The sequence below is a fragment of the Arthrobacter sp. ERGS1:01 genome, assembly GCF_001281315.1.
GTDB lineage: Bacteria > Actinomycetota > Actinomycetes > Actinomycetales > Micrococcaceae > Specibacter.
The window spans coordinates 1,947,719-1,962,051 of the sequence record NZ_CP012479.1 but is presented as its reverse complement, the minus strand read 5'-3'; the positions used below and the strand labels follow the sequence as shown (position 1 = coordinate 1,962,051).

Sequence of the window (14,333 nt, the reverse complement as noted above, 5' to 3'; positions counted from 1 at the left end):
GAATTTTTTACAATGGCCGAAAACCGCACTTTCCGGGGTGTGTCGATCCCCGGGGAGTAGATTGTGTCCATGAGCGCACAGCAACTGGACCTGACCGCCACCACAACAATCGCCGCAACGGTGGACGCCGCCCGTGCACTGTTCAACACAGGGGCCAGCAAGCCGCTGTCCTGGCGCCTGAACCAGCTCAAGGCGTTGAATCAAATGCTGCTGGACCACCGCGAGGACTTCCTGGCCGCGCTCGCAGCCGACCTTGGCAAACATCCCACCGAGGCCTGGCTGACCGAAATCGGCTTCCTCACGGCGGAGATCAGCCATACGATCAAGCACCTGGACCAATGGCTCGCCCCGCGCAAGGCGGCCGTGCCGCTGTCCCTCCAACCCGCCAAGGCATCCACCGTCCTGGACCCGCTCGGCGTCGTCCTCGTCATTGCCCCCTGGAACTACCCCCTACAACTCCTCCTGGCACCGGTCATCGGCGCGCTCGCAGCCGGGAACGTCGTCGTCGCCAAGCCCAGTGAGCTCGCGCCGGCAAGCTCGGCGGCACTGGCACGCTGGGTCCCCGACTACCTGGCAGGTGCCGTCTCCATCGTGGAGGGCGCCGTGCCGGAAACCACCGCGCTGCTCCAGCAGCGCTTTGACCACATCTTCTACACGGGCAACGGCCGCGTGGGAAGGATCGTCATGGCCGCCGCCGCGAAGCACCTGACCCCGGTCACCTTGGAGCTGGGCGGCAAGTCCCCGGTGTTCATCGACGAGACCGTCGACATCCGCGCCGCCGCCGCCCGCCTCGCCTGGGGCAAATTCATGAACGCCGGTCAAACCTGTGTGGCCCCCGACTATGTGCTGGGCACCGACGCGGCCCTGGCCAAGCTGGCCCACGAACTGCCCGCCGCCATCCACGCCCTCTACGGGCAGGACCCGCAACACAGCCTCGACTACGGACGCATGGTCAACGACGCCGCCTATACGCGCGTGACCGGACTGTTGGCCGAAGACCTCAAGGACGACGCCGGCTCCGCCCTCGTCAGCGGCGGTGGCAGCGACGCCGCAACCCGCTACATTGAACCGACCGTGATCCACGTCGACGCGCACGCCGCACTCATGGACGCGGAGATCTTCGGACCCGTGCTGCCCCTGGTCACCGTCTCCTCAACCCGGGAGGCCATCGACTTCATCAACGGACGGGACAAGCCGCTCTCCCTGTATGTCTTTAGCGAAGACCCGGGGGTGCGGGACGCCTTTACCCAGGAGACGTCATCGGGCGCCCTGAACTTCGGCGTCCCCGTGGCCCACCTCTCCGTCCCCGGCCTGCCCTTCGGCGGGGTGGGGGAGAGCGGCATGGGCAACTACCACGGACGCCACTCCCTCGACACCTTCTCCCACCACAAGGCGGTCTTGGAGAAGACGCTGGCACCGGACACGCTGACGCTGATCTACCCGCCCTTCGGACGCGTCAAACACCAGCTCATCAAACGGTTCGTGGCACCGGCAAGGAAGTTCCGCAAGAATACGGCAACACCCAACGACTAGGACTCCCTGCACAAATAGGTGTTGCGCTCGCCGATAAGCTTCTCCAGGTACCGGCCCAGCACCAGGCGCTCGGCCAGCCTGCCCACGATCCCGAACGGCGCCGTGAAGGTGATGGTGTCCGTCATGGTGGTCACGCCGTTCGCGGCGGCAAAGAGGTGCTCGTGGTGGAAGGCCTTGAACGGGCCCCGCACCTGGTGGTCCACGAAGCGGTGGGGGGCATCCAGGGCGGAGATCACGCTCGTCATGCGGAAGCGGACGCCAAAGTGCCGGGCCCGCCACGTGACGGTTTCGCCGAGCCCGATCTGGCCCGCAACCACGCCGGCCACGGCACTCTCCCCGGAGCCCGCCATCGACGCAACATGGTCATCGATGTTCAGGGAGCGCCGAAACAGCTCCTCAACGGAAATGTCCGTGGTGGTGGTCAGCGTAAAACGTACCGTCATCGTCCCGCCCCACCGTGCTGGTGCGCGTGAGCTCGTGCAGGATCCCTGCAAGCTTGTCCACAAAAACCTCAATCCGTGCCGTGCGTTTGTCGTTGATGATCAGGGCGAAAATGTTGCGGGCCAGGCGAATCTCCGGCACGTCCAGCACCACCACGTTCTCGGGCCGGCGCGCCAGGGCGAGCTCCGGGACCAGGGCGGCCCCCAAGCCCACCGAGGCAAGTTCGAGGCTTGCGTTGAAGTCGTCGCTGTAGGCGGCCACGCGGGGATGCAGGTTGCAACTGGCGAACAGCCGCTCGATCACGGTCGCGTCGCTGGTCCCGGGGTGGTGCATGATCCAGGGCATGTCGGATAATTGTGCGGCGGCCACCTCGGCGCCGGCCCGGATGCCCCAGGACTTGGGCAGCACCACCCGGAAGTTGTCGTCGCCAATCCACTGCCGGTTGATGGTGTTGGGCCATGCGAGCCCGGCCTGGCCCACCTGGTAGACCAGGGCGACGTCCAGGTCGCCGCCGCTGCGCAACCCGGCGATGGTCTGCTGCGGCTCGCCGACCGAGACGTGCAGGTTGATGCCAAGGTCGGGCCAGAGCGGGCTGCGCAACAGCCGCGGCAGTACATAGGTGGCCAGTGACGGGAAGATGCCCAGCCGCAGTTCCTGGCTGGTGCCGGCCTCGGTGCGTGAGCTGGCCGCGAGCAGCGCGTCAATGTCGGTCAGGACCTTTGCGGCATGCCGGCTCATCACGAGCGCGGCATCCGTGGGCAGGACGCTGCGGGCGCTGCGGGCAAAGAGCGTCACTCCTGTGTCGCGTTCCAGGGCGGCCATCTGCTGTGAAACGGCCGACGCCGTGTACCCCAGTTGCGTGGCGGCCGCGGCGAAGGATCCCCGGCGGACCACCTCGAGCAGGGTCTTCAGGTGGATGGGGTTGATCACGCAGGCTCCTTCGCGCACCGATGTGGCTTGTCCTGCAAGCATAAGCGCAGGCGGGGGATGGCCCGGGTGCCACACGTAGGCGTTTACAGGCATCCGGTCCTATGTGTACATTTGTACACATAGTAGTCGACCGGACGGAAGAACCCCTTGAACCCTGAAATAGACACCCGAGACGGCCGCACCATGCGCGAACGCATGGAAGCGGGAGACCTCTACCAGGCCGTTGACCCGGAACTCGGCGAAGCCGCACGGCGCGGCATGCTCCTGGCCGAGGAGTATTCGCGCACGTGGACGGCCGACCCCGCGGCGGCCAGGGAAATCCTGGAGGAACTGCTCGGCTCCTGCGCCCCCGACGTCGAAATCCGCCCGCCCCTGTACGTGGACTACGGCAGCTACATCACGATCGGTGCCGGAACCTTCATCAACTACAACTTCACGGCCCTCGACGTCGCACCCATCACGATCGGCGCCGACGTCATGATGGGGCCGAACGTGCAACTCCTGACACCCACCCACCCCACCGACCCGGAGCTCCGCCGCGCCAAGTGGGAGGCCGCCAAACCCATCACCATCGGCGACAACGCGTGGCTCGGCGGGGGAGTCATCGTGCTCCCCGGCGTCACGATCGGCGAGAACACCGTGGTGGGCGCCGGAAGCGTCGTGACCCGCGACCTGCCCGCCAATACCGTGGCCGTCGGCAACCCCGCACGGGTAGTGCGGACCCTGCCGTGACCCCGGGGGAGCCGGCCACCCGCCGCCACGAACCCGACCGGCGCGAACGGCTGATCGACGTCACCCTCGACGTCATTGCCGAACACGGCGTGGCCGGCACCACCCACCGCAAGGTCGCCGAGGCGGCCGGCGTCCCGCTGGGCTCCATGACCTACCACTTCGACGGCATCGACGACCTCCTGGCCGTCGCCTTCACCAAGCTCGCCACCATGACCGCCGACGGTTTCGAACAAGCCCTCGCCGCCGCGGACAGCAAGGCGGAGGCGTGCGAGGCCGTCGTCGCCCTCATCACCGGCGACCTCCTGGGTACCCGGCGCAACGCGCTCCTGACCTACGAGCTCTACGCGCTTGCGGCCAGGCGCCCCGGCTTGCGCCGGGTCACCGACGCCTGGATGGCCCGCAGCCGGGCCGCCCTGGCCCGGCACTTTGACGACAACACCACGGTGATGCTCGATGCGCTGATCGAGGGGCTCTCCATCCACCGGGTGCTGGCCATCTCCCCGCTCTCCGAAACCACCGTCCGCGAGGCGGTCCACCGAATGGTCGGCACGCCATGAGCCCCACCGCCGTGAGCCGCACCGCTAAGGCTCCAACTCGGGAGCAGCGCAGGGCGCGGGTGGCAGTTGCCGCCCTCTTCTTCACCAACGGCGCCTTGTTTGCCAACCTGATTCCGCGCTACCCGGCCATCAAGGTCGCCCTGGGCCTCTCCAACGCCGAGTTCGGACTTGCCGTAGCGTGCTTCCCCGCCGGCGCCCTGGCCGCGGGGCTTGCCTCCGGATTCCTGATCCGCCGGTTCCATTCCTCCCGGGTTGCCGTGGCCGGAACCGTGTTGACGGCCGTGGGCATCATGCTGGCCGGCATGGCACCGTCCGGGGTGGTCTTTGCCGTGGCACTCTGCCTGGGCGGCGCCATGGACGCCATCACGGACGTGGCCCAAAACTCGCACGGCCTGCGGGTACAAAAGCTGTACGGCCGCTCCATCCTGAACTCCTTCCACGCCGTCTGGAGTGCGGGCGCGGTGTTCGGCGGATTGATGGGAGCGGCCGCGGCGGGGCTGGGCGTCCCGCTTGGACTGCACCTGGCCGTGTCGGGGGCGTTCTTTGCGGCGATCGCGCTTTCCTGCCTGGGCCTGTTGTTGGCCGGACCGGAGCCGCGGGCGGTTACCGGGGTCGACGTCGGCCCCGGCGCGCCGGGTGGTCCGGTCGCGGCCCGCCGCCCGCATCGCGTGCGCACCTACCTGATCCTGGTGGCCCTGGTGGTGATCGCCGCGGGCAGCACGCTCGTGGAGGATGCGGGCAGCACCTGGTCCTCCGTCTACCTTTCGGGCAGCCTTGGTGCGCCCGTGGCCCTCGCCGGCATGGGTTTCGTGGCCCTGGTCGGTGCCGAATTCCTCGGCCGGCTCGTGGGGGACCGGCTCGTGGACCGCTGGGGCCCGCGGGCCGTGGCACAAGCGGGCGGGGTGATCGTGTCGATCGGCATGGGAGTCGCCCTGCTGGTCCCCACGGTGCCCGGCACGATCGCCGGCTTCGCCGCGGCCGGCCTGGGCGTGGCCACCCTGGTGCCCGCCGCCATGCACGCCGCGGACTCGCTGCCCGGGCTCCCCGCCGGCACGGGGCTGACGGTGGTGAGCTGGCTCATGCGCCTGGCGTTCCTGTTCTCGCCTCCCATCGTGGGCGCCGTTGCCGACGCCACGAGCCTGCGAACGGGCCTCTTGGTGGTGCCGCTGGCCGGCGTCATGGTCCTGGCGTTCTCACCCGTGCTGGCCCGGCGTCCCGCACCACATGTAGCCGGCACCGACACCACCGGCGACACCACCGGCGACACGCCGGAACCGCTCGACACGCCGTCCGAAATTAAGTGATTAACTACTCCACAGCCTGTGGATAGACGGGGGTTAAAGCTTGGATTTCTGCGCTTTTAACTCTTTAAAGCTGTGGACTACCGGTGCATAAAATGACATACTTGTAATACATCATGTTGGGGTCGTTCCCGGAGGCTTGCACTACATGTAGTATCAAATACAGCAAATCAAGCAATTCGGGCCAACGCCCGGCACGCTGGTGAGGCCCTAGCAAACGTTGTCAGGACACACCGACAGTAAGCAGGCCGCACGCGGCCGCAAAAGCTACCTCAAGACAGCGCTTTACGACAAGGGGATCTCGATCATGACCGTCACGGTTTACACCAAGCCAGCATGCGTCCAGTGCAACGCCACCTACCGGGCTTTGGACAAAAAAGGCATCACGTACCAGAGCGTGGACATCACGGCCGACCCCGCCGCCCTGGAGCGGGTGCTGAGCCTTGGCTACCAGCAGGCCCCCGTCGTCATCACCGACGCCGACCACTGGTCGGGCTTCCGCCCGGACAAGATCGCCGAGATCAACCAGGACGCCACGTCGAACGTAGCGTGACCTCCGGCGGGACAGGCGCCCGCCGGCAATAATTTCATGCGCCCAGGCGCATCAGGGTGGGGCTGACCGTCACAAGGTCGGCCCCACAGCAGCAAATAAGTACCGCAGCCATTATGTGCAGCAGCAATTAAGTACCGCAGGAAGTGAAAAGCATGCCAGCCGTAGCAGCACCCCTCGCTGTTGCCCGGGAAACCGAGCGGCGCACATGGAGCCGTTTGGTCTACTTTTCCTCCACCTCCGAGAACACTCACAGATTTGTTGAGAAGTTGGGAATGGAAGCGGCACGGCTGCCCGTTTACACCCATGAAGACACACTGGTGGCCCAGGAGCCCTATGTGCTGGTCCTGCCAACGTATGGCGGGGATGCCGGCCACGGGGCAGTGCCAAAGCAGGTCATCAAGTTCCTCAACGTTGAGGCCAACAGGGGCCTGATCCGCGGCGTCATCGGCGCCGGGAACACGAATTTTGGAGAAACGTATTGCCTTGCCGGGGACATTGTCTCGGCGAAGTGCAAGGTACCGCATTTATACCGTTTTGAACTGATGGGCACGTCGGAAGACGTGGACCGCGTTCACGAAGGATTGGAAGAATTTTGGACACGATTGTCACAGCTCAAGGCGCAGCCGTGAAGGCGTCAAAGGATATGCCCGCAGCGTGGGAAGGCCTTGGCTATCACGAGCTGAACGCCATGCTCAACCTGTACAACTCCAAGGGCGAGATCCAGTTTGACGCCGACCGCGCCGCCGCGCGCCAGTACTTCCTGCAGCACGTGAACAACAACACCGTGTTCTTCCACGACCTGGAAGAAAAGCTGGACTACCTGGTGGAGAACGAGTACTACGAGCGCGAGACGCTTGACCAGTACACGATGAGCTTCATCCGCGACCTCTACAACCACGCGTACAAGAAGAAGTTCCGCTTCGAGACGTTCCTGGGCGCGTTCAAGTTCTACACGTCCTACACGTTGAAGACGTTTGACGGCAACCGCTACCTGGAGCGCTACGAGGACCGCGTCTGCATGGTGGCCCTGCACCTGGCCCGCGGCGACGAGGCCCTGGCCATGAAGATGGTCGACGAGATCATCGGCGGCCGCTTCCAGCCGGCCACCCCCACCTTCCTGAACGCCGGCAAGCGCCAGCGCGGCGAGCTGGTCTCCTGCTTCCTGCTGCGCATCGAAGACAACATGGAATCGATCGGCCGCTCCATCAACTCCGCACTGCAGCTGTCCAAGCGCGGCGGCGGCGTGGCGTTCGCGCTGACCAACATCCGCGAGGTCGGCGCCCCGATCAAGCAGATCGAGAACCAGTCCTCCGGCGTCATCCCCGTCATGAAGCTCCTCGAGGACAGCTTCTCCTACGCCAACCAGCTGGGCGCCCGCCAGGGTGCGGGGGCCGTGTACCTGCACGCCCACCACCCCGACATCAACCGCTTCCTGGACACCAAGCGTGAAAACGCCGATGAGAAGATCCGCATCAAGACCCTCTCCCTGGGTGTTGTGGTTCCGGACATCACCTTTGAGCTGGCCAAGCGCGACGAGGACATGTACCTGTTCTCCCCGTACGACGTCGAAAAGGTCTACGGCGTGCCGTTCTCCGACATCTCGGTCACCGAGAAGTACTACGAGATGGTGGACGACGCCCGGATCAAGAAGACCAAGATCAAGGCCCGCGAGTTCTTCCAGACCCTCGCCGAGATCCAGTTCGAGTCCGGCTACCCGTACATCATGTTCGAAGACACGGTGAACCGCGCCAACCCGATCGACGGCAAGATCATCATGAGCAACCTGTGCAGCGAGATCCTGCAGGTTTCCCAGCCCACCAGCTACCACGATGACCTCTCCTACGACGAGACCGGCAAGGACATCTCCTGCAACCTGGGGTCGTTGAACATTGCCAAGGCCATGGACTCCCCGGACTTCGGCAGCACCATCGAGACCTCCATCCGCACGCTGACCGCGGTCTCGGACATGTCCAACATCACCAGCGTCCCGTCGATCGCCAAGGGCAACGACCAGTCGCACGCGATTGGCCTGGGCCAGATGAACCTGCACGGCTACCTGGCCCGCGAGCGGGTCCACTACGGCTCCGAAGAGGGCCTGGACTTCACGAACATCTACTTCTACACCGTGGTGTACCACTGCATCCGGGCGTCAAACCTGATCGCCATGGAGACCGGTTCCACCTTTGCCGGTTTCGAGAAGTCCAAGTACGCCTCGGGCGAGTTCTTCGACAAGTACACGGACCAGGAATGGGTTCCGGCCACGGCCCGCGTTGCCGAGCTGTTCGACGGCATCCACATCCCCACCCAGGATGACTGGCGTGAGCTGAAGGCCTCCGTCATGGAGCACGGCATCTACAACCAGAACCTGCAGGCCGTCCCGCCCACCGGTTCCATCAGCTACATCAACAACTCCACGTCCTCGATCCACCCGGTGGCCTCGAAGATCGAAATCCGCAAGGAAGGCAAGCTGGGCCGTGTGTACTACCCGGCCCCGTACCTGACCAACGACAACCTGGAGTTCTACCAGGACGCGTACGAGCTTGGTTTCGAAAAGGTCATCGACACCTACGCCGCCGCCACGCAGCACGTGGACCAGGGCCTGTCCCTGACGTTGTTCTTCAAGGACACCGCCACCACGCGTGACATCAACAAGGCCCAGATCTACGCCTGGAAGAAGGGCATCAAGACCATCTACTACATCCGTCTGCGCCAGCTCGCGTTGGAAGGGACCGAAGTAGAGGGTTGCGTCAGCTGCATGCTGTAGCACCGCACAACTGAAGAGCACGACGGCGGGAGTCACCCGCCGTCGTGCCTTTGGCTTAAGATTGACTGGGCCCTGAGCGGCCACCGAGATTCATACAAGGGAGAAAAGCCACCATGACACCGGACAAGCTGAAGTTGGCGAGCCACGTTGCGGCCATCAACTGGAACCGCATCCAGGACGAGAAGGACGTTGAAGTCTGGAACCGACTGGTCAACAACTTCTGGCTGCCGGAAAAGGTGCCGCTGTCCAACGACGTCCAGTCCTGGGCCACGCTGACCCCGGACGAGCAGCTGCTCACCATGCGCGTGTTCACCGGCCTGACCCTGTTGGACACCCTGCAGGGCACCGTGGGCGCCGTCTCGCTGATTCCGGACGCCATCACCCCGCACGAGGAGGCCGTCTACACGAACATTGCGTTCATGGAATCGGTGCACGCCAAGAGCTACTCCTCGATCTTCTCCACCCTGTGCTCCACGAAGGAAATCGACGAGGCCTTCCGCTGGTCCGTGGAGAACCCGAACCTGCAGAAGAAGGCGCAGATCATCGAGTCGTACTACTACGGCGACGATCCGCTCAAGCGCAAGATTGCCTCCACCTTGCTGGAGTCCTTCCTGTTCTACTCCGGCTTCTACCTGCCCATGTACTGGTCCTCACGCGCCAAGCTGACAAACACGGCCGATTTGATCCGCCTCATCATCCGCGACGAGGCCGTGCACGGCTACTACATCGGCTACAAGTACCAGAAGGGCCTGGAGGGCCTCTCCGAGGAGCGCAAGGCGGAGCTGAAGGAATACACCTTCGAGCTCATGTACGAACTCTACGAGAACGAGGTCCAGTACACGCACGACCTCTACGACGCCGTGGGCCTGGCCGAGGACGTCAAGAAGTTCCTGCACTACAACGCCAACAAGGCGCTCATGAACCTCGGTTACGAGGCCATGTTCCCGTCCGCCGTGACCGACGTGAACCCGGCCATCCTCTCCGCCCTGTCCCCGAACGCCGACGAGAACCACGACTTCTTCTCCGGCTCCGGCTCCTCCTACGTGATCGGCAAGGCCGTCAACACCGAAGACGAGGACTGGGACTTCTAAGCCCCTTGGCCTGGATGCGCGCAACCCGACCGGTTTGGTCGGGTTGCGCGCATTTCTTGTTTCCGGGTTTGCCATGAATTGGCCGGCCACCCCCTGTCGGTGGGCGGGGACGCGTGGGTAAGGTGGCAGGGAACCGCCCAATCGACGCCCGGCAGGAGAAACAAAAATGACGCAGTACATGATCTCGGTTGGCCACGACACGGCCGAGGCTCCCACCATGGAAACCATGGATCCGGCAATCATCCAGCCGATCATTGCCGCGGTCGACGCATTCAACAAGAAACTCCAGGCCGAAGGCGCCTGGGTTTTCGCCGGCGGCCTGCATCCCATCCAGACCGCCACCACCGTCGACAACACCGGCGCCACGCCCGTGGTGACCGAAGGACCCCATATCGAATCCCGGGAGTACCTGGGTGGCCTTTGGGTCATCGAAGCCCGCGACCTCGATGCCGCACTTGGCTGGGCCAAGGAAGCGTCCAAGGCGTGTGCGGGGCGGGTGGAAGTCCGGGCCTTCCAGGAGGAGCCCGCCTGAGCTACGAGAACCCGCCCGAGCGGCACTATCTTGCCGGTTGCCGTCTCGGGCACGCCGAAAACCTCTGGGGTTGCTCCTTTCGGCAGCATATTGCCGAAAACTAAAAAATGGTGCAGGATTGCAGGTATGAATGCCGCAATCGGCATGATCTTGCCGCCTGGAGGAGTGTCGTGGAGAGTGTTTCAGCAGTTGCCGCCGGTATCCGCGCCGCCCGGAAGGAAGCAGGCCTCACCCAAGAGGACCTGGCCAACCTCGCCGAAACCTCGGAGCGGACCATTCGCGCCATTGAAACAGGAACTGGAAATCCGTCCCTGCGCGCCGTGGCGGCTGCGGCCAATGTCCTGGGGCTTCGCCTGACGGTCACCCGATGACGGATGACCTCCAGCACCTCAAGCTCATTCGCGAAGCGGACGTCTACAAAGGCGGAGCCTTGGCGGGCCACCTTGCGCGCACCGACCAGGGCGGTGTGCGCTTTGCCTACCGTGACGACTACGTTGCCGGCGGGAAACCGCCCGTGGCGTTCTCGCTGCCCCTGTCCGCGGCGGCGGTCGAGACCCGGAACGGGGCCCTGCCGCCTTTCTTTGCGGGCCTTCTGCCCGAGGGACACCGGCTGACGGTCCTGAAGAATGCGGCCAAGACAAGCCTCGACGACGAACTCTCGCTCCTGCTGGCCGTTGGCGCCGACGTACCCGGCGACGTCCAAGTGGTCCCGGCAGGGGCTGTGCCCGCCGAACCGGAGCCGCTGGCGGACACCTCGCGTCCGGAGGAGCTGGACTTCGCGGCGCTGGCGAATTCCGTGGACCTGCACGGCCTGCCGGGCGTCCAGGACAAGGCCAGTGCATCCATGCTGACCACGCCCCTGTCCCTGCGCGGCATGCGCTATTTGCTGAAGCTGGATCCGCCGGAGAATCCGCACCTGGTGGTCAATGAGGCGGCCCACCTGGTCGGGGCCAAGGGATTGAAGATTCCCGTGGTGACGAGCCGGGTCATGAGTGACAGGAACGGTCTCGACGGCCTGCTCGTGGAACGCTTCGACCGGATCAAGGGAGCAGCCGGGAGCTGGGTCCGGTTGCCCCTGGAGGACGGGACGCAGGTCCTGGGCCTGCCGCCCGCCTCGAAATACAGCGTCACCGCCGAGGACGTTGCGATGGCCCTGGCCGCGCACTGCCAGGCCCCCGTGGTGGCCAAACGCAATGCGTATCTGCAATTTGTCTTCGCATGGTTGACCGGCAATGGAGACCTTCACGCCAAGAACCTTTCGGTCCTGGGCGGCACGGAGGGCGCCTTCGCGATGGCCCCCATCTACGACGTGCCCTGCACGCTCCTCTACGGGGACAACACCATGGCCCTGTCCATTGCGGGAAAGTACAAGAACCTCAAGGGCCGGCATTGGGCGGAATTTGCGGACTCCCTGGCGTTGCCCCGGAAGGCTGCGGAAGCCGCCAACACGCTGGCCCTGAACGCTGCCGGTTCCATCCGGCTGGAGGAGCTGCCGTTCAGCGGGTCCCCGCTCCGGGGCGCGGAGCGGGAACTGCGGTTCAGGCGTGCGGAGTTCATGGACTAGCCCGGAACCCTCCGGCCGTGCGGTGTTGGTACCGTTGGATCCATGGAGCAGGAAAATTCCCACACAGGCACGCATTCCGCCGCCGCGGCCCGGTTCATCCGGGATGCCGCGGCCGTTGTTCGTCCGGGAGGCCTGGGCGGTCCACGGGATCCCGGAGACGCCTGGGTTGAGGGGGATCGGGGCAAGTTCTGGGGCCGCTTTGGTTCGGCCGGCCTCCTGGTGTTCGACGCCGGCCGCGGAGTCCTGCTCCAGCACAGGGCGCTCTGGTCCCACCAGGGCGGCACCTGGGGACTGCCCGGCGGTGCCCTGCACCAGGGCGAGGACGCCGTCGACGGCGCCCTCCGGGAAGCCCGCGAGGAGGCCGGCGTGCCCGCGGAGAACGTGGAACTGTTGTTCACCTCCGTCTTTGATGTGGGCTACTGGAGCTACACTACGGTCGCCGTCCGTGCCGTGACGCCCTTCGAGGCCGTGATCAGCGATCCGGAAAGCCTGGCCCTGGAATGGGTCCCGGCGGCCGAGGTTGCCAACCGGTCCCTGCATGCGGGTTTTGCCGCCTCCTGGCCCGGGCTCCGCGAGCGGCTGCACAACTCCTAGGCATCTGCGCGGGAGTCATCGATTGTCGCCGGTGGCAGGCCACCCGCGAAAATCGATGACTCCCGCGGATCCCGCTCCTGGTCTTAGCCCAGCCCCAGCAGCTCCACCGTCGTGGCCCGCATGTCCATCTTGCGCACCTTTCCCGTGACGGTCATGGGGAACTCGTCCACCACGAGTACGTAGCGCGGAACCTTGTGCCGGGACAGGTGGCCCTCGCAGAACGCCGCCACGGCCGCCTGGTCCAGCGGCGCCGCCCCCGGCTTCATCAACAGCCAGGCGCACAGCTCCTCGCCGTACTTTTCATCCGGGACGCCGATCACCTGGACGTCGGCAATGTCCGGGTGCTGGTAGAGGAACTCCTCAATTTCGCGCGGATACAGGTTCTCGCCGCCGCGGATCACCATGTCCTTGATGCGCCCCACAATGTTGACGTAGCCGTCCCCGAGCATGACGGCCAGGTCCCCGGTGTGCATCCACCGGGCCGCGTCGATGGCGCCGGCCGTCTTTTCCGGATCGTTCCAGTAGCCGAGCATGACCGAATAGCCGCGGGTACAAAATTCGCCGGGGGTTCCGCGCGGCACCGTCAGCCCCGTGACGGGGTCCACGATCTTCACCTCGAGGTGCGGGTGCACCCGGCCCACGGTCTCGGTGCGGTGGGCGACGTCGTCGTCGGCCATGGTCTGCATCGACACCGGCGAGGTCTCGGTCATGCCGTAGGCAATGGAGACTTCGGACATGTGCATCTCGCTCACGCACCGCTTCATGACCTCCACGGGGCAGGGCGAGCCGGCCATGATGCCGGTGCGCAGGCTGGAGAGGTCGTAGGTGGCGAAGTCGGGGAGGTTTTGTTCGGCGATGAACATGGTGGGCACCCCGTACAGGGCCGTGCACTTTTCCGACTGGACAGCGCGCAAGGTGGCGGCCGGGTCGAAGGCCGGCGCCGGAATGATGATGGCGGCCCCGTGCGAGGTGGCGCCCAGATTACCCATGACCATGCCGAAGCAGTGGTAGAACGGCACGGGCACGCACAACCTGTCCTGTTCGGTGAAGTTGATGGTCTCGGTGACGAAGTAGCCGTTGTTGAGGATGTTGTGGTGGCTGAGCGTGGCGCCCTTGGGGAAGCCGGTGGTGCCCGAGGTGTACTGGATGTTGATGGGGTCGTCGGCGCCCAGCCCGGCCAGGGCCTGTTCGACGGCGTCCGCCGGCACTGCCGCGGCCCCCGCCACCAACGCGTCCCAGGAACCGGTGCCGATGTACACCACGTCCGTCAGCTCCGGGCATTCGGGCCGGACCTGGTTGATCATGGCCTCGTAGGCGGAGCCGCGGAACTCGGGAAGCGCCACCACCATGCGCATGCCCGATTGCTGCAGGGCGTACTTGAGTTCATGGGCCCGGTACGACGGGTTGATGTTGACGAGGATGGCGCCGATCTTCGCGGTCGCGTATTGCACCAGCACCCACTCGGGGACGTTGGGCGCCCAAATGCCCACCCGGGTCCCTTTTTCGATGCCGGCGGCCAGCAGTCCGCGCGCCAATACGTTGACGTCGGCATCGAGTTGCGTGTACGTCCACCGGCGGCCCGACGCGACGTCCACGAGCGCCTCCCGGTCCGGAAAGCGCGACGCCGTACGGGCAAAATTCCCGCCGATGGTCTCGCCCAACAGGGGAGTCGTGGAAATGCCGGACGTGTACGAATCGAGAACATCGTTGGTCATGGTTTGATGCTAGCGCCGGAACCGGG

15 protein-coding genes are annotated in these 14,333 nt (G+C 65.2%); 12 read left to right on the top strand and 3 right to left on the bottom strand.

The genetic code is table 11. From position 1 onward, the window contains the following. The first annotated feature begins 69 nt into the window (after positions 1-69). A complete protein-coding gene (locus AL755_RS12745; protein ID WP_054011325.1) occupies positions 70-1,533 on the top strand; it encodes an aldehyde dehydrogenase family protein in 1,464 nt (487 codons plus the stop codon). Here the strand turns inward: AL755_RS12745 and AL755_RS12740 are convergent. Both AL755_RS12740 and AL755_RS12735 read right to left on the bottom strand, forming a co-directional pair. Further along, complete coding sequence (locus tag AL755_RS12740; protein ID WP_054011324.1) at positions 1,530-1,976, bottom strand: SRPBCC family protein; 447 nt, start codon at positions 1,974-1,976, stop codon at positions 1,530-1,532. The genes AL755_RS12745 and AL755_RS12740 overlap by 4 nt on opposite strands. Continuing rightward, the gene (locus AL755_RS12735; RefSeq protein WP_082369256.1) at positions 1,930-2,904 is read right to left on the bottom strand and encodes a LysR family transcriptional regulator; all 975 of its coding nucleotides are present in this window, start codon (positions 2,902-2,904) and stop codon (positions 1,930-1,932) included. The genes AL755_RS12740 and AL755_RS12735 overlap by 47 nt, the downstream gene beginning before the upstream one ends. A 183-nt stretch (positions 2,905-3,087) precedes the next feature. Between AL755_RS12735 and AL755_RS12730 the strand changes: the two genes are divergently transcribed. The 11 genes from AL755_RS12730 to AL755_RS12680 all read left to right on the top strand — a co-directional run bounded on the left by AL755_RS12730 (position 3,088) and on the right by AL755_RS12680 (position 12,592). After that, on the top strand, positions 3,088-3,636 hold the full coding sequence (locus AL755_RS12730; protein WP_202813578.1) for a sugar O-acetyltransferase: 549 nt from the start codon (positions 3,088-3,090) through the stop codon (positions 3,634-3,636). Further along, the gene (locus AL755_RS12725) at positions 3,633-4,193 is read left to right on the top strand and encodes a TetR/AcrR family transcriptional regulator (RefSeq protein ID WP_054011323.1); all 561 of its coding nucleotides are present in this window, start codon (positions 3,633-3,635) and stop codon (positions 4,191-4,193) included. Before AL755_RS12730 ends, AL755_RS12725 begins: the two co-directional genes overlap by 4 nt. Further along, positions 4,190-5,497 carry an MFS transporter gene (locus tag AL755_RS12720; protein WP_082369254.1) on the top strand — a complete coding sequence of 436 codons (1,308 nt, stop codon included), beginning with the start codon at positions 4,190-4,192 and terminating at the stop codon, positions 5,495-5,497. The genes AL755_RS12725 and AL755_RS12720 overlap by 4 nt, the downstream gene beginning before the upstream one ends. Positions 5,498-5,801: 304 nt before the next feature. Continuing rightward, entirely contained in the window at positions 5,802-6,047 is a 246-nt protein-coding gene (nrdH, locus tag AL755_RS12715; RefSeq protein ID WP_054013044.1) for a glutaredoxin-like protein NrdH, read from the top strand. A gap of 152 nt (positions 6,048-6,199) precedes the next feature. Next, complete coding sequence (gene nrdI, locus AL755_RS12710; protein WP_054011322.1) at positions 6,200-6,676, top strand: class Ib ribonucleoside-diphosphate reductase assembly flavoprotein NrdI; 477 nt, start codon at positions 6,200-6,202, stop codon at positions 6,674-6,676. Between the two features lie 14 nt (positions 6,677-6,690). After that, complete coding sequence (nrdE, locus tag AL755_RS12705) at positions 6,691-8,811, top strand: class 1b ribonucleoside-diphosphate reductase subunit alpha (RefSeq protein WP_054011321.1); 2,121 nt, start codon at positions 6,691-6,693, stop codon at positions 8,809-8,811. A 113-nt stretch (positions 8,812-8,924) separates the two neighbouring features. Continuing rightward, positions 8,925-9,902 carry a class 1b ribonucleoside-diphosphate reductase subunit beta gene (nrdF, locus tag AL755_RS12700; protein WP_054011320.1) on the top strand — a complete coding sequence of 326 codons (978 nt, stop codon included), beginning with the start codon at positions 8,925-8,927 and terminating at the stop codon, positions 9,900-9,902. Between the two features lie 166 nt (positions 9,903-10,068). After that, on the top strand, positions 10,069-10,434 hold the full coding sequence (locus tag AL755_RS12695) for a YciI family protein (RefSeq protein WP_054011319.1): 366 nt from the start codon (positions 10,069-10,071) through the stop codon (positions 10,432-10,434). 170 nt (positions 10,435-10,604) lie between these two features. Beyond that, a complete protein-coding gene (locus AL755_RS12690; RefSeq protein WP_054011318.1) occupies positions 10,605-10,805 on the top strand; it encodes a helix-turn-helix transcriptional regulator in 201 nt (66 codons plus the stop codon). Continuing rightward, positions 10,802-11,998 (top strand): type II toxin-antitoxin system HipA family toxin, encoded by a 1,197-nt coding sequence (locus AL755_RS12685; RefSeq protein WP_054011317.1) that lies wholly within the window; start codon positions 10,802-10,804, stop codon positions 11,996-11,998. Before AL755_RS12690 ends, AL755_RS12685 begins: the two co-directional genes overlap by 4 nt. Before the next feature lie 42 nt (positions 11,999-12,040). Then, positions 12,041-12,592, top strand: coding sequence for an NUDIX domain-containing protein (locus tag AL755_RS12680; RefSeq protein ID WP_082369248.1), 552 nt, complete (start codon positions 12,041-12,043; stop codon positions 12,590-12,592). Positions 12,593-12,675: 83 nt separating this feature from the next. Here AL755_RS12680 and AL755_RS12675 read toward each other — a convergent pair whose 3' ends face one another. Further along, entirely contained in the window at positions 12,676-14,307 is a 1,632-nt protein-coding gene (locus AL755_RS12675; RefSeq protein ID WP_054011316.1) for an AMP-binding protein, read from the bottom strand. Positions 14,308-14,333 lie beyond the last annotated feature (26 nt).